The sequence below is a fragment of the Brevundimonas sp. UBA7506 genome, from assembly GCF_002479495.1.
Taxonomy (GTDB): domain Bacteria; phylum Pseudomonadota; class Alphaproteobacteria; order Caulobacterales; family Caulobacteraceae; genus Brevundimonas.
Genome location: NZ_DLNQ01000001.1, coordinates 107,628 through 120,977, shown reverse-complemented (window position 1 = coordinate 120,977; position 13,350 = coordinate 107,628). Strand labels below are relative to the sequence as shown.

Genomic DNA, 13,350 nt, shown 5'->3' with positions numbered 1-13,350 from the left:
CCGCCGGGCATGCTGATGTCAACCGATACCGCCGCCGGAAATCCGGGCGCCGCTCGCACTGTCGGCGCCTTTGGGCGCATGGAAGCCAGCGACGCCCTGCGCGGTCTGGTCATGCTGCCTGCAGGTCGTCTGGGTTATCGGCCTGTCGATGATCGCGCTCGCGGCCCTGGTTCATCTGCCGCGCGGCCTGCTGATCGCCCTGGGGTTGGTGATCGTGCTGGGACATGGGATCGGACCGTGGTTCGCGGCTGAGGGGGCGACGCGCCGTCGGCGGCTGGTCACGCTGCGGGCGCTCAACGTGTACGGCGACCAGCCCTGGACGATGTAGCCCGATGGCCAGCTTCCTGACGGACTGATCGGGGCTCAGCGTTCCGGCGCGGACCGGGAACGTAGATGGCGGTCAAGGAACCTGAGATAGACTTCCTGCGCCGTCACCCGGTTTTCGCGCCGCCGGAAGCCGTGGCCTTCGTCGGGGAAGACCACATACTCCACCGGCGTGCCGTTGGCCCTGACCGCGGCGACAAGCTCATCGCTTTCGATCTTCAGGACGCGGGGGTCGTTCGCGCCCTGGACCACCAGCAAGGGTTTGACGATGTTGGCGGCGTGGAACAGGGGAGAGATGCGGCGGTGGCGTTCGGCGTCGGTCGCCGGGTCGCCCATCTCGTCGTAGAGGGCGGTGCGTCGGGATTCGGGCAGGCGCGCGGCTTCCTCCAGGGTGCGGGTCCAGTTGGTGACGCCGAAGATGTCGATCGCCGCCTCGAAGGCCTGGGGATGGAAGGTCTGGGCGGCCAGGGCCAGGTAGCCGCCATAGGAGGCGCCCATCACCGCGACCTGATCGTCGGCGACCCAGTCCTGATCGCGCAGCCACTGGCCGCCGGCGACCACGTCGCGCAGGTCAGCCTCGCCGTGCGCCCGATTGTCCATGCGGAAGAAGGTCTTGCCGTAGCCTGACGAGCCGCGATTGTTGACCGCCAGGACGGCGTAGCCGTGATTGACCAGGTGCTGGATGATGGGAGAATAGTCGCGACGGGCCTGACCGCCCGGTCCGCCATGAACCATCACCACGCCCGCAGCCGGGGCTGCGGCGGAGGCCCCCTTGGGGCGATAGAGGTTGGCCGGGATCGTCACGCCGCCTTCACCTTGATAGTGCACGACCACGGCCTCCACGAGGTCGTCCTCCTGCATCGCCGGGTTCAGGGCCTGGGTCAGCCTTCGGGTCTCGCCCGTCGTCAGGTCGGCGATGAAGACGTCGGCAGGCGAGGTGGAGGAGGAGACGGTGAAGACGATCCGTCCTTCGTCCGCACGGAAGCGCACCGCGCCGATGTCGCCCGCCGGGACGCCTTTCAGGGCGATCGGGGCGCCGGTGGTCATGTCCGTGACGGTCATCTCCGTGCGGGCGTCGGCGTTGAAGGCGGACACCCGGTAGCGGCCGGACGGAGAAAAGTGGGCGGCGATGACGTCCCAGCGGCCCTTCAACTCCTCGGTGATCGCCCCGCTGGCCAGGTCGTAGCGATAGGCCTGTCCGAACTCGCCCGCGGCGTCAGAACCGAAGATCAGGGCCGAGGAATCGGGCGTGAAGTCGAAGACATTGTGGCGGACCATCCCGACGTGGGGGGTGATCAGGCGCGGCTCGCCCGCCTGGGTCAGATCCGCGAGATAGAGGTCGCTGTCGGCCGAGCCGGACTGTCGGCGCAGGGCGACCCAGCGTCCATCGGGCGAAACGGCTTCGATCAGCATGCCGGGGTTCTGGAACAGCAGGCGGCTTTCATAGGTGACGGGATCGACCGCCAGGATGTCCGGGGCGCGGCGATCCTGGGCCGTGGAGGCGATCCAGATCGTGGAGCGATCGCCGCTCCAGCCCAGCAGGTCCGACGTGACCCGGCCTTCGGGCGTCAGGTCGCGCAAGCCGCCGTCACGTTCGCGGACATAGAGGCGGGTGCGTTCATCGCCGCCCCTGTCCGAGATCACCAGAATGCGCTCGTCCTCGGGAAACCAGCTCAGGGCCTGTATGGCGTTTGTGGTCGAGGTCGTCAGGGCGACGGGCTCTCCGCCGTCGACCGGAACGGCGTAGGCGTTGAACACGCCCGACTGGTCGCTGGTCATCAGCACGAAACGGCCGTCGGGCGAGAAGGCGAGGCCTGAGCCGCCGGCCAGCCGGTGGTCGACCGTCTCATAGAATTGCGCGGCGCTGTAGGCGGCAGGCCTGGCGGCCGAGGCTTCGGCGACGGGGGCGGCGATGGCGGCGGTTCCTGCGGCCATGGCCAGGACGAGGCTGGACGCCAGGCATGCGGAAAGGCGCGCTGGTGAGCGGGTCATGAAGATCTCTGAGATGGAGGGACGGGAAGGGCGGTCAGGACCGCGAGCGTGGCCGGCTCAAGGCGACGGCGAAGCAGATCAGGAGCCAGAGGCTCGTGCCGAGAAGCAGGAAGGGAGCCTCGACCGGCTAGGGAGAAGGGCGGGGTCATATGGGGTGCAGGGTCCAACCCCGCCGATCGCTGAACAGGGATTCGAGGATCAGCAGACAGCCCAGAACCATGACGGCGACGGCTGTGATCCCGGGAACGAGCAAGGAGCTCTGGATCAGAAGCGGCGGACTCCACCCGCCGAGGCCCCCGGCCGCCATATATCCCGGCGCCAGCATGGCGGGCGTCCAGATCAGGGCCGACAGTACATTGGCGACATGGAAGCGGCCTTGACCCATGCCGGTCGCGCCGGCCGTCAGGGGGACCACGGCCTGGAGCGGGCCCAGGAAGCGGCCGAGGAAGATGGAGGTCGCGCCATAGCGTCGGAAGTAGAGCCGGGCGCGGGCCACGGATTTCCTCTGGGACCGCAGTCGCCGGTGGCGCCAGATCGCCGGCCCGGCCCGCCGACCCAGGTGATAGGACAGGGCCTCGCCCAGGATGGCGCCGACGCATCCCCAGAACAGCACCGGCGCGGGCGACAGGACATCCGTCGCCACCAGGACGCCCGTCGCCGCCATCAGGGCGGTGGCCGGCACGAAGGCGCCGACCAGCACCAGGGATTCCCCGAAGGTCATCAGGCCCAGAAGCGGTCCGGCCCAGACGCCATGTCGCGCGATGACGGCGGCGGCGTCGTGAATGAAGCCCTCCATCCTTCAGCCCTCCCGGTGACGCAGAGAGGCCAGGGCGACAGCGATCAGGCCCAGTCCGAACCAGAACAGGAGGGCGACGATCCAGGCCGTGCTCGAAGCGCCGCCAGTCAGGACGCGCTCCAGCCCCAGATCGCTATGGAGGACAGCTTGGGTCATGGGTTCCAGGGGGCCGCCGAGACCGAAGGCGGTAAGCAGGACATAGGCGAGGACCAGGCCGGCGCTCCAGCGGAGCGGATGGCGCAGGGCCAGGACCAGGGCGCTGCCCAGCAGATAGGCCGTCGCCACAGAGCCCAGCGGAACCAGCCACAGCCAGGCCGCCGCTCCGATCGTCGGAGAGCCAGCCGCCAGCGCCAGCAGATTGAAGAGAAGAACGACGGCTGCGGCCAGGCCCAGGGCCCAGACGGAGCCGGCGCAGACCCTGATCAGGACGTGCTTGCGGCGCTCGACAGGCATGAGCTGGAAGTCGCCGCGCTCGAACAGCCCCTCTCTGTTCCAGAGCCTGAAGGGCAGAAGAAAGGCTGCGGCCGGCAGGAGGAAGCTCAGCTCCGGGGGGTAGTCCAGGACGGCGTCGCGGCGCATCAGAAGGCCCAGCGCCATGAGTGCGGTAGGGCTGAGGATCAGGGCCAGACCGATCAGCTCGGGACGCAGGACGCGGCCCATCTTCCCGAGCTGCAGTTGAAAGACGGCGGCCGCGCGGGGCGGCTCGTGGCTGGTGTTGGTGGTCATGACGCCGCTCCCTGGCGCATCAGATGGACGACGGCGTCGTGGAGGTTGAGAGGGGCGACATCGTGGACTTCGCCGCCGGAACGGGCGACGTGCGCGGCGACCTCTGTTTCCTCGCCACGGATGACCCAGCTGTGCTCGCGACCGAACTGGCCGCGATGCAGCACGCCGGGGATGTCGGACGGGGGCTTCCATCCCTCGGGACCGCGAATGCGGTAGTTCTTCACGGATTCCCGCAGGGCGTCGCGCGGCGTCTGGGCCGTCAGGCGGCCGTGCGACAGGACGCCGACCTGATCGACCAGGGCGTCCAACTCATAGATCAGGTGGGTGGAGACCAGGATGGTGCAGTCGGTCTGGGACAGATGATCCGAGATCAGCTCCAGCACCGTGTCGCGCGCCGCCGGATCCAGGCCGTCGGTGGGTTCGTCCAGCAGCAGCAGGGGCGGGCGGTGCGCCAGGGCGGCGACGATCTGGGCGCGGCGCGCCTGCCCCTTGGACAGCTGACCGATCCGTCGCGAGCCATCGATGTCCAGGCGACGAGACAGGGCGGCGGCGTAGGCCGCGTCCCAGGCCGGATAATAGACGGCCCGTTCGGCGAACCAGCGCCCGACGGTCATCCAGCGCGGTCCGATGTCGAAGCCTTCCGGCACATAGCCGACACGGGCGCGAACGCGCGCGCCGTTTCGATCCGCCGCCAGGCCCGTGACCTCGATCTGGCCTCCCGTCGGTCGCTCCAGGTTCAGGAGGAGGCGCAGCAGGGTGGACTTCCCGGCACCGTTCTCTCCGGCCAGCATATAGACGGCGCCTGCGGGAACCCGCAGGTCGACAGCCTGCAAGGCGGTCGCCCGTCCATAGAGTTTGGACAGGGCGTGGGTCGCGACGGCGAGGCCGGCGTCTCCGTCGGCGGAAGAGGGCATGATCATTTGAGCGGGGCTTTCGAGGAGTCGACCGAGCGGATCGCCTGGATGAACTGTTCGGCGTTCAACCCCAGGCGCGCGGCCTCGACCAGCGACCGCTGGGCCAGTTCATGGGCCAGGGCCGTGCGGTCGTCGTCGATCTGGCGCGCGGAGCCGACGAAGGTGCCCTGTCCACGCTGGACATAGGCCAGACCTTCCCGTTCCAGTTCGCGATAGGCCTGGGCCACGGTGTTGGGATTGACCTTCAGGCTGGCGGCCAGCTGGCGGACCGAGGGCAGAGGATCGCCGCTGGCGAGCGCGCCTGAGGCCATGCCGCGCCGGACCTCGTCCATGATCTGGACGTAGATGGGGCGGCTGTCCGTGGGGTTGATGGAGAAGTGCAAGGAGCGGCGTCCGATTGGTGTATCGGTGAGCTAATACACCAATCGGACGCCGTCAACGTCGCCGTATGCATGTGCGGAAAACAAAGTCGCGGTCACAAGTCCGCAAGCCCGGCCTCCCTAACTATCTTCTGTTCGCCGTCGAGGCCGAGGCCCGGTCGATGCGGGGAGATCTGATCGGCGTGCCCGCGTCGTCCAGCGAAGGTTGGGAGCAGGGCCTGATCCTGCCTCTGGCTCAGGACGGTCTGGAAGACCCCGCCCCGGCGTGGTTCAGGTGGCCCCGCAATCTCTTCAACGGCGCCTGCTTGGTCGAGGTCGCCGATGTCGTTGACGGCACTATGAGTGCGATTGTAGATAATTGCGCGACGTCGGAGGTAGTGTGGCCGTTTCCAAACTTGGTGTTTCCGCGGACGGCATCGCTGATGCACTGACGGTTCGGATCGTGCGCGGAGAACTCGCGCCGGACGCCAAGCTCCGCCAGGAACACGTCGCCGACGAGTTCAAGGTCAGCCATGTCCCGGTGCGCGAGGCCTTCCTGCGTCTGGTGGCCAAGGGGCTGGCGGTCAGCAAACCGAATGTCGGGGTTCGCGTCGCGCCGCTGGATCAGGCGGCCCAGCGCGAGGTCAAGCTGATGCGCGCGGCGCTGGAACCGGTGGCCCTGATGCATTCAGTGCCTAACCTCACCCAGGACGAGATCGGGCGACTGGAGGACCTGCGTCTGGCCTGCGACGCGGCGACCGACATCCATAGCTGGGAGGCGGCCAATCGCGCCTTCCACCTGGGGACCATGGCGGCCTGCGGCATGCCGCGCCTGCTGGAAGAGGTGGGCAATCTGCAGCTGCACGGCTCTCGGCATATGCTGGTGCAGTACAGGGAGCGGTGGAAGCCGCGGCCCGATCCCGACCACCACGCCTTGATGGCGGCGATCCGCGCCCGCGACGTGCAGGGGGCGCTGGCCACGGCCGAGCGCCATCTGGGACGGGCGGTCTAGGCCTTTCGCGCGATCAGCCAGACGGGCTGATAGGTCAGGGAGACGCGGCCTGACTGGCCGAACCGCGCATCATATTCGTGGCAGAAGGTGTCGAGATCGCGGCGGGTCCAGGGACGGCTGGCGCGGCCGTTGACGCCGGTGTCGCGCAGGTGGCGCAGTACTTCGCGCGGCGTGGCGAAGCATAGGGATCGGGCGCGCGACCCTGACTCCTGCACGGTCCAGCCGGACGGCAGCAGGCTGGCCATGGCGGCGGCCGACAGCAGCGACGGGGCGGCGGCCTGACTGCCGAGGGCCTGAAGCTCGGGGAAGTGGTCGGGGCCGAAGCCGGACAGGGCCAGCCAGCCGCCGGGCCGCACCGCCTCACACAGGCGCTGGATCAGCCCCAGCGGATCGGCGATCCACTGGATCATGGAGGCCGAGATGACCAGATCAAGGTCCGGGGGCAGAGCCAGGGTCTCGATGTCTCCAGGGCGATAGTCGGCCTGCGGCGCGAAGGGCAGGGGCGGCGCCGCCAGATCATTCAGGTGCAGGGTCTCGATCGGCAGGCGCTGCAGCATAAGCCGGGTCAGCTGGCCGGTGCCGTAACCTGTTTCGAAAACGCGGGTGAGGCGGGTGTCGGCGGCGTGGCGCAGCAGACGGCGGATCAGGCCCCGGGCGATGGCCTTCTGCACCAGGGCGCTGTCGTCATAGGTGGCGAAGCCCCGGCGAAAGCTGCGCTGAACGCGGGCGGCGGCGGTCATGCCAGGAGGTCGCGCCAGTCGGTGAAGGCGGCGAAGGGATTGTGGCCGGTCTCGAGCCAGCGGACGCGGTCGCTTTGATCGCGCCATGCCGCTTCCAGATTCTCGGGCGGAAAGATGCGGTCATTGCGGCCCAGCCAGATGCGGTCAAAGCCGGGGTGGGGCGCTGGGCCGCGCGCGATGACAGCCTGCAGTTCGTCTCTCAGGGCGGGGATGTCGCTGGCTTCGGGCAGGGGAGCCCCGGCGCGGCGGGCGAACTGGCGCAGGCTGGTCTCGGTTAACCGGTCGGCGGTCTGGCGCGCCCGCTCGGGCGGGATGCCGAGGCGCTCGTCGACGGGGTGGAGGGAGCCGCAGACGGCGACCTTGCGGTTGAACTTCAGTTCCGTCGAGGCCAGAGCATGGCCCGCCGCGGCGACGCCGAAGGAGTAGCCGATCAGGCTGCGTCGGGCGTAGGGGGCGAGCGGCTCGGCGTCAAAGTCCTGGGTTCGGTAGTCGCTGAGCAGCAAGACGTCGGCTGATCCGCTGAGATGGGCGAAGGGCGCGGCGCCCAGGGCCCAGCCGCCGAAGACGACGATCAGGTCGTCGACGCCGTTTCGCTGCAGCCATTGGCTTCTCATTCGCTCCACCCGACGATGTCCAGCATGGCGGTGGTGATGCGCGTCAGCTCGTCCGGCCGGACGACATAGGGCGGCATGGCGTAGAGCAGCCGACCGAAGGGGCGCAGGAAGACGCCCGAGGTTTTTGCGAAGGCGTGGACGCGGGCGGTGTCCAGCGGAGCCTTCGTCTCGATCACCCCGATAGCGCCGAGGATTCGGACGTCCTGCACGCCGTCGAGCCGCCGGGCCGGAGCCAGTTCGACGCGGAGTTGGGCCTCGATCCGGACGACCGCGTCGCGCCAGCCGCCGTCCTGCAAAAGATCAAGACTGGCCCCGGCGGCGGCGCAGGCCAGGGGATTGGCCATGAAGGTGGGGCCGTGCATCAGCACGCCGGGCGACCCGGCCGCGATGGCCTCGGCTACATCCTCTCGGGCCACTGTGGCGGCGAAGGTGATGTGGCCGCCGGTCAGGGCCTTGCCGAGGCAGAGGATGTCGGGGACGACGCTGACGAAATCCATGGCGAACATCCGCCCGGTGCGGCCGAAACCGCTGGCGATCTCGTCGAAGATCAGCAGGACGCCGTGCGCGTCGCACAGGGCGCGCAGGCCGGTCAGATAGGCCGGTTGATAGAAGCGCATCCCGCCCGCGCCCTGAACCACGGGCTCCAGGATGAAGGCGGCGATCCGCTCGCCGTGCGCCTCAAACAGCCGCGCCACCTCGGACAGGCCGTTGCGGGCCGGGTCCTCGTCCCAGTCGGCGCCGAAGGGGATGGGCGGGGCGGCGACGAAGTGTTCGACCTGCAACGCGCGACCGTACTGGCCGTGCATGCCGGTGTCGGGGTCGCACAGGCTCATCGCCTTCCAGGTGTCGCCGTGATATCCGCCGCGCACGGTGGCGAAGGCGGTGCGGGCGGGAAAGCCACGCGCCACCTGGGCCTGAAGCGCCATCTTCAGCGCCACCTCGACGGCGACGGAGCCGCTGTCGGAATAGAAGATGCGGTTCAACCCGTCGGGCAACATCGCGACCAGCCGCCGCCCCAGATCGATGGCGGGATCATGGGTCAGGCCGCCGAACATGACGTGCGGCATGCGGTTGAGCTGAGCCGTCATGGCGGCGACGATCTGCGGATGGCGATGGCCGTGGGCCGCGCACCACCAGGAGGACATGGCGTCGATCATCCGAGTGCCGTCGGCCAGGGTCAGCCAGACGCCCTGGGCTTCGACCACGTGATGGACCGGGCCGGGTTCGCGCATCCCGGCGTAGGGGCGCCAAAGGTGGCGACGGTCGAAGGCGATGGCGTCGTCCATCACAGGGTCTCGCGGATGGCGGCGACGTCGATGGCCTCGAAGGCGGCGGTCAAGGCGTCAGGGGTCAGGTCAGCGAGGAAGGGCAGCCGGCCCAGATCGCGCGCCTGGCCCATCTCGGCGATCGTGCGGCGGCTGTCGGCCATCTCCTCGCCGACGAAGGCGACGCCCGCGACCGTGCAGCCCCTGGCGCGCAGGGCGGTCAGCGACAGCAGGCTGTGGTTGATGGTGCCCAGACTGGTGCGCGCCACCAGAACCACGGGAGCCTTCCATCCGGCGATGACGTCGAGGAAGAGGTGCTGCCGCGTCAGCGGCGCCATCAGCCCTCCGGCGCCCTCGATCACCAGCGGCCCCTCGACCGGGGGCGGGGTCAGGCGGGCTATGTCGATCTCGACACCCTCAGCCTCCGCCGACAGGTGGGGGGAGGCGGGCATCTGCAGGCGATAGGCCTCGGGCAGGACGGGGCAGCCCGACAGGCACGCCACAGTTTCGCTGTCGGTGGCTTCTTCCAGCCCGGACTGGACCGGCTTCCAGTAGGTGGCGCCGAGCGCGCGGGTCAGTCCGGCGCTGAAGACGGTCTTGCCGATGCCGGTGTCGGTGCCGGTGACGATGACAGTGCTCATAGGTAGGCGGATCCGACGTTTGACAGGGTTTCGAACAGGCCGGTGACGGCGGCCTGATCCGCGGCGCCGGTCAGCGAGATGCGCAGGCGCGCCGTGCCCTTGGGCACGGTCGGCGGGCGCACGGCGCGCACGTCGTAGCCGCGCGATTGCAGCGTCCGGGCCAGGGCGACGGCCTCGCCGTCCGCGCCGACATGGATCGGCAGGATCTGGCTTTCGAAGCCGTCTAGCCCGCACAGGCGCCGGGCCTCGGCGTGGGCGTGGGCGATGCGGGCCCAGGCGCGCTCGCGCAGGTCGGGCCGGTCGTGCAAGGCTCTCAGGCTGGCGCGCACCACGGCGGCGTTCAGCGGCGAGGGGGCGGTGGCGAAGATGAAGGGGCGGGCCTTGTTGACCAGGGTCTCGATCAGGACCGCGTCGCCGCAGATCAGGGCGCCGACCGCCCCCAGCCCCTTGCCGCAGGTGTGCAGGGTCAGCAGGTTCGGGTCATGCGGCTGCGCCAGAGCGCGGCCCGCGCCCATGGGGCCGAACAGGCCTGTGGCGTGAGCCTCGTCCACCACCAGAACGGCGTCGTGGCGGCGGGCCAGCGCCGCAAGCTGATCCAGCGGCGCGAGGTCGCCCTCCATCGAATAGAGGCTCTCTACCGCCAGCCAGACGCGGCCCGTTCCGCCCGCAGAACGCCAGGACCGGATCTCGGCCTCGGCGGCGACGACGTCATTGTGGGCGAAGGCGCGGGTCTCGGCCCGGCCCAGCCGCATCCCGTCATGGGCGCTGGCGTGGATCAGGGCGTCGTACAGGATCAGATCGCCCTGCATCGGCAAGGCCGAGAAAAGAGCGTGGTTGGCCTGAAAGCCGCCGCCGATGAAGAGGGCGGCCTCGGCGCCGAAGAAGGCGGCGGCTTCTTCCTCCAGAGCTTCGTGTTCCGGGTGGTTGCCGCGCAGCAGCCGCGACCCGGTCGCGCCCACAGGCACGCCCCGGTTCAGGGCGTCGAGGGCGGCCTGTTTCAGCAGCTCGGACCCGGCCAGCCCCAGATAGTCGTTGGAGGCGAAGTCGAGTCCGGCCGTCGGGGCTCGGGCCCGCAACCGATCGCGCGCGGCCAGGGCGTCCAGGCCGGCGCGATGGCGCGGGTGGGCGATCACGCGGCCTGCTCTTGGGCCTGCTCCTGGGGCTGCTCCACGGCTGGCTTGGGGCAGGCCGGGGCGACCTCGGCGCGCAGGTTCAGCTTGTTGAACAGCAGGGCGTCCTTGTCCTGGCCGGGGTTGTCGGCGGTCAGCAGGGTGTCGCCGACGAAGATCGAGTTGGCGCCGGCGAAGAAGCACATCGCCTGAAGCTCGTCGCTCATCTCCGAACGGCCAGCCGAAAGGCGAACATAGGCGCGCGGCATCAGGATGCGGGCCGTGGCGATGGTGCGGACCATCTCGATCGGGTCCAGCGGGGCCATGTCGGCCATCGGCGTGCCCTTCATCGGCATCAGCATGTTGATCGGCACGGATTCCGGCGGCTCTTCCATCTCGGCCAGGGTGCGCAGCATGTCGATACGGTCGTCGGCCGTCTCGCCCATGCCGACGATGCCGCCCGAGCAGACGTTGATCCCCGCCGCGCGGACGCGGTCCAGCGTGTTCAGCCGGTCGGCGAAGGTGCGGCTGGTGATGACTTCGGAATAGTAGCGCTCCGAGGTATCGATGTTGTGGTTGTAGTAGTCGAGGCCAGCCTCGCGCAGCTGGGCCGCCTGGTCGTCGCTGAGCATGCCCAGGGTCATGCAGGTCTCCAGACCCATGGCCTTGACGCCCCTGACCATGGCCAGGACGCCCGGCATGTCGCGTTCCTTGGGCGAGCGCCAGGCGGCGCCCATGCAGTAGCGCGTCGCGCCCGCCGCCTTGGCCTTGCGCGCCTCGTTCAGAACCTTCTGGACCTCCATCATCTTGGAGGCTGACAGCTCGCTGTCGTAGCGCGCCGACTGCGAGCAGTAGGAGCAGTCCTCGGGGCAGCCCCCGGTCTTGATGGACAGCAGCTTGGAGCACTGGATCGTGCTCGGATCGAAGTGGGCCCGGTGCACCGTCTGGGCCCGATAGAGCAGTTCCATGAATGGCGCGTTGTAGATCGCGGCTGCGTCGGGTTTTGAATTATCTATCATTTTGAGCGCTCAAACTGCAATGCCAGCGACAGCGATCTAAATGATAGATATGATTCTGTAAAATCGGGTACTTACGCCAATATTATATATCATTTTGATTGGGGAAGGGGCGATCAGTCTTGGCAGCGGTCTTCGTTTTCAAAAAAAGGCGGCGCTAAACGAAAACACCCCCGCACGAGGTGTGCGGGGGTGTCCGACCGTTTCGCTTGTCAGTGCGCCTTAGTCAGCCGGGTACGCGAACGGGTCGGTCGGCGTCGGTTCGGTCGGCAGCGGCATGCGCGGCAAGGGGGCGTCGCGGTTGGCCGCGTTCAGCAGGAAGCTGGCCAGGATGATCGCCGCCTGACGCAGGTCTTCGGGCTTCAGGTGGTCATAGCTGTCGATGCTGGTGTGGTGGATGCGGCTGGAATAGTCGAGCGGGTCCTGGATGAACTGATAGCCGGGCACGCCGACCGTCTGCATATAGACGTGGTCGGTGCCGCCCGAGGGACGCAGCGAGACGGTGGTGGCGCCCATGCTGGCGAACGGCGCCAGCCATTCCTGGAAGATGGGGGCGGCGGCGACATTGCCCTCGGCGTTGATGCCGCGAATCTTGCCCGAGCCGTTGTCCAGGTTGAAATAGGCGACCAGGTCGCGATAGCCGGGGCGCGGCTCGACCGGCCAGCGGTTGCGCCAGGTGCGGTTGCCGGGCAGGGCGGCCAGGGCCGGGTCCGACGCGGGCGCGCGCGTGGCCAGATAGCGGTCGACATAGGCCAGCGAGCCCAGGATGCCCTGTTCCTCGCCGTTCCACAGGGCGAAGCGGATGGTGCGCTTGGGCTTGACCTTCATCTGCGACAGGATGCGGGCGGCCTCCATGACCACGGCGCTGCCGGCGGCGTTGTCCTGGGCGCCGTCCGAGGCGACCCAGCTGTCGAGGTGGGCGCCGGCCATGACGTATTCGCCCGAACGGTCCGAGCCGGGAATGTCGGCCAGGATGTTGTAGGCGTTGACGTCTTCGTCGTGGAACTGGACCTCGCTGAGCAGCGACAGCATCGGCGGGGTGTCGGTCAGGGCCAGGCGGGCGAGGCGACGATAGTCCTCGGCCGCGATCTCCATGCCCGGCAGCTTGGGCGTGGCGCCGACCTGATAGGTATAACCGGTGCCGTGCAGCAGGCCGCCGTCACGTTGCGACATCCGCACCCAAGCCAGGGCGCCTTCGTCAGCCAGGAAGGCGTCGAGGCGGGCGGCGAACTCGGCCATTTTCAGCTGGCGTTCGACGGGGACATGGGCGTGTTGCGGCTGGACGTAGGTGTTGCGGTCGCGCAGTTCGGCGTCGGTCCAGCGACGGAAGGCCGGCTCGGTCGGCTCGGAGCCGGTGTCGGGACGGGACAGCATGACGATCTTGCCCGACAGCTTGCCGCGCCACTTGTCGAAGTCCTCGACCTTGGTGATCGGGGCGACGACGACGCCGGCGTTGATGGTCCCGTTGGTCGAGGGGGTCCAGGCCACCGGAATGGCGCGCAGTTCAATGCCGCGAGGCGCGGTCATCCGCGCGCTGGAGCGGACGATGGACCAGCCCCGGCCGAACTCGAACCCTTCGGCGCGGACGTTCGACAGGCCCCAGTCGCGGAACTGCTGCTGGCTCCACTGCTCGGCCTGACGCATCTGCGGCGAGTTGGTCATCCGCCCGCCGATCCGGTCGGTCAGATAGGCGGCGGTCTGCATGACCTCGCTATGGTTCAGGCCCTGATCAATGATGCCGTTGATGGCGACCCGGTCGACCGACTGCGCCAGGGCAGGCGTGGCGATGCACAGGGCCGACAGGCCGACGAGCAGACGTTTCATGTGTGGAAGCCCCCGAGA

The 13,350-nt window shown here is 68.8% G+C and carries 14 protein-coding genes; 2 read left to right on the top strand and 12 right to left on the bottom strand.

Annotated elements, in window-relative coordinates; genetic code table 11:
* Window positions 1-148: 148 nt before the first annotated feature.
* Window positions 149-328 carry a hypothetical protein gene (locus tag B3K53_RS00550; protein WP_292081944.1) on the top strand — a complete coding sequence of 60 codons (180 nt, stop codon included), beginning with the start codon at window positions 149-151 and terminating at the stop codon, window positions 326-328.
* A 35-nt stretch (window positions 329-363) separates the two neighbouring features.
* On the opposite strand, the gene B3K53_RS00545 is transcribed toward B3K53_RS00550, so the two are convergent.
* The 5 genes from B3K53_RS00545 to B3K53_RS00525 form a co-directional block, all read right to left on the bottom strand.
* Window positions 364-2,316 carry a S9 family peptidase gene (locus B3K53_RS00545; RefSeq protein WP_292081942.1) on the bottom strand — a complete coding sequence of 651 codons (1,953 nt, stop codon included), beginning with the start codon at window positions 2,314-2,316 and terminating at the stop codon, window positions 364-366.
* A 145-nt stretch (window positions 2,317-2,461) separates the two neighbouring features.
* Window positions 2,462-3,112, bottom strand: a complete 651-nt coding sequence (locus B3K53_RS00540) for a DedA family protein (RefSeq protein ID WP_292081940.1) — start codon at window positions 3,110-3,112, stop codon at window positions 2,462-2,464.
* Between the two features lie 3 nt (window positions 3,113-3,115).
* Window positions 3,116-3,838 (bottom strand): hypothetical protein, encoded by a 723-nt coding sequence (locus B3K53_RS00535; protein ID WP_292081939.1) that lies wholly within the window; start codon window positions 3,836-3,838, stop codon window positions 3,116-3,118.
* Window positions 3,835-4,758 (bottom strand): ABC transporter ATP-binding protein, encoded by a 924-nt coding sequence (locus tag B3K53_RS00530; protein ID WP_292081937.1) that lies wholly within the window; start codon window positions 4,756-4,758, stop codon window positions 3,835-3,837. Before B3K53_RS00530 ends, B3K53_RS00535 begins: the two co-directional genes overlap by 4 nt.
* Window positions 4,755-5,135, bottom strand: a complete 381-nt coding sequence (locus B3K53_RS00525) for a GntR family transcriptional regulator (RefSeq protein ID WP_292081934.1) — start codon at window positions 5,133-5,135, stop codon at window positions 4,755-4,757. Before B3K53_RS00525 ends, B3K53_RS00530 begins: the two co-directional genes overlap by 4 nt.
* Before the next feature lie 376 nt (window positions 5,136-5,511).
* Here B3K53_RS00525 and B3K53_RS00520 point away from each other — a divergent pair, with 376 nt between their 5' ends.
* Window positions 5,512-6,123 carry a GntR family transcriptional regulator gene (locus B3K53_RS00520; protein WP_292081932.1) on the top strand — a complete coding sequence of 204 codons (612 nt, stop codon included), beginning with the start codon at window positions 5,512-5,514 and terminating at the stop codon, window positions 6,121-6,123.
* Here the strand turns inward: B3K53_RS00520 and B3K53_RS00515 are convergent.
* The 7 genes from B3K53_RS00515 to B3K53_RS00485 form a co-directional block, all read right to left on the bottom strand.
* On the bottom strand, window positions 6,120-6,863 hold the full coding sequence (locus B3K53_RS00515; RefSeq protein WP_292081930.1) for a methyltransferase domain-containing protein: 744 nt from the start codon (window positions 6,861-6,863) through the stop codon (window positions 6,120-6,122). The two genes, B3K53_RS00520 and B3K53_RS00515, sit on opposite strands and share 4 nt — an antisense overlap.
* Complete coding sequence (locus B3K53_RS00510) at window positions 6,860-7,477, bottom strand: pimeloyl-ACP methyl esterase BioG family protein (RefSeq protein ID WP_292081928.1); 618 nt, start codon at window positions 7,475-7,477, stop codon at window positions 6,860-6,862. Before B3K53_RS00510 ends, B3K53_RS00515 begins: the two co-directional genes overlap by 4 nt.
* A complete protein-coding gene (gene bioA / locus B3K53_RS00505) occupies window positions 7,474-8,763 on the bottom strand; it encodes an adenosylmethionine--8-amino-7-oxononanoate transaminase (RefSeq protein WP_292081926.1) in 1,290 nt (429 codons plus the stop codon). The genes B3K53_RS00510 and bioA overlap by 4 nt, the downstream gene beginning before the upstream one ends.
* Complete coding sequence (gene bioD, locus B3K53_RS00500; RefSeq protein WP_292081923.1) at window positions 8,763-9,383, bottom strand: dethiobiotin synthase; 621 nt, start codon at window positions 9,381-9,383, stop codon at window positions 8,763-8,765. Before bioD ends, bioA begins: the two co-directional genes overlap by 1 nt.
* Window positions 9,380-10,516, bottom strand: a complete 1,137-nt coding sequence (locus B3K53_RS00495; RefSeq protein ID WP_292081921.1) for an 8-amino-7-oxononanoate synthase — start codon at window positions 10,514-10,516, stop codon at window positions 9,380-9,382. The genes bioD and B3K53_RS00495 overlap by 4 nt, the downstream gene beginning before the upstream one ends.
* Entirely contained in the window at window positions 10,513-11,511 is a 999-nt protein-coding gene (gene bioB, locus B3K53_RS00490; RefSeq protein ID WP_292081919.1) for a biotin synthase BioB, read from the bottom strand. Before bioB ends, B3K53_RS00495 begins: the two co-directional genes overlap by 4 nt.
* Before the next feature lie 219 nt (window positions 11,512-11,730).
* Window positions 11,731-13,332: a M20/M25/M40 family metallo-hydrolase gene (locus tag B3K53_RS00485; protein ID WP_292081918.1), complete on the bottom strand. Its 1,602-nt coding sequence runs from the start codon at window positions 13,330-13,332 to the stop codon at window positions 11,731-11,733.
* Between the last annotated feature and the right edge of the window lie 18 nt (window positions 13,333-13,350).

Coding starts and splice junctions, on each gene's coding strand:
- B3K53_RS00530 (WP_292081937.1), bottom strand. CDS start 4,758: ATGATCATGCCCTCTTCCGCCGACGGAGACGCCGGCCTCGCCGTCGCG.
- bioB (WP_292081919.1), bottom strand. CDS start 11,511: ATGATAGATAATTCAAAACCCGACGCAGCCGCGATCTACAACGCGCCA.
- B3K53_RS00535 (WP_292081939.1), bottom strand. CDS start 3,838: ATGACCACCAACACCAGCCACGAGCCGCCCCGCGCGGCCGCCGTCTTT.
- bioA (WP_292081926.1), bottom strand. CDS start 8,763: ATGGACGACGCCATCGCCTTCGACCGTCGCCACCTTTGGCGCCCCTAC.
- B3K53_RS00485 (WP_292081918.1), bottom strand. CDS start 13,332: ATGAAACGTCTGCTCGTCGGCCTGTCGGCCCTGTGCATCGCCACGCCT.
- B3K53_RS00545 (WP_292081942.1), bottom strand. CDS start 2,316: ATGACCCGCTCACCAGCGCGCCTTTCCGCATGCCTGGCGTCCAGCCTC.
- B3K53_RS00550 (WP_292081944.1), top strand. CDS start 149: ATGATCGCGCTCGCGGCCCTGGTTCATCTGCCGCGCGGCCTGCTGATC.
- bioD (WP_292081923.1), bottom strand. CDS start 9,383: ATGAGCACTGTCATCGTCACCGGCACCGACACCGGCATCGGCAAGACC.
- B3K53_RS00515 (WP_292081930.1), bottom strand. CDS start 6,863: ATGACCGCCGCCGCCCGCGTTCAGCGCAGCTTTCGCCGGGGCTTCGCC.
- B3K53_RS00510 (WP_292081928.1), bottom strand. CDS start 7,477: ATGAGAAGCCAATGGCTGCAGCGAAACGGCGTCGACGACCTGATCGTC.
- B3K53_RS00540 (WP_292081940.1), bottom strand. CDS start 3,112: ATGGAGGGCTTCATTCACGACGCCGCCGCCGTCATCGCGCGACATGGC.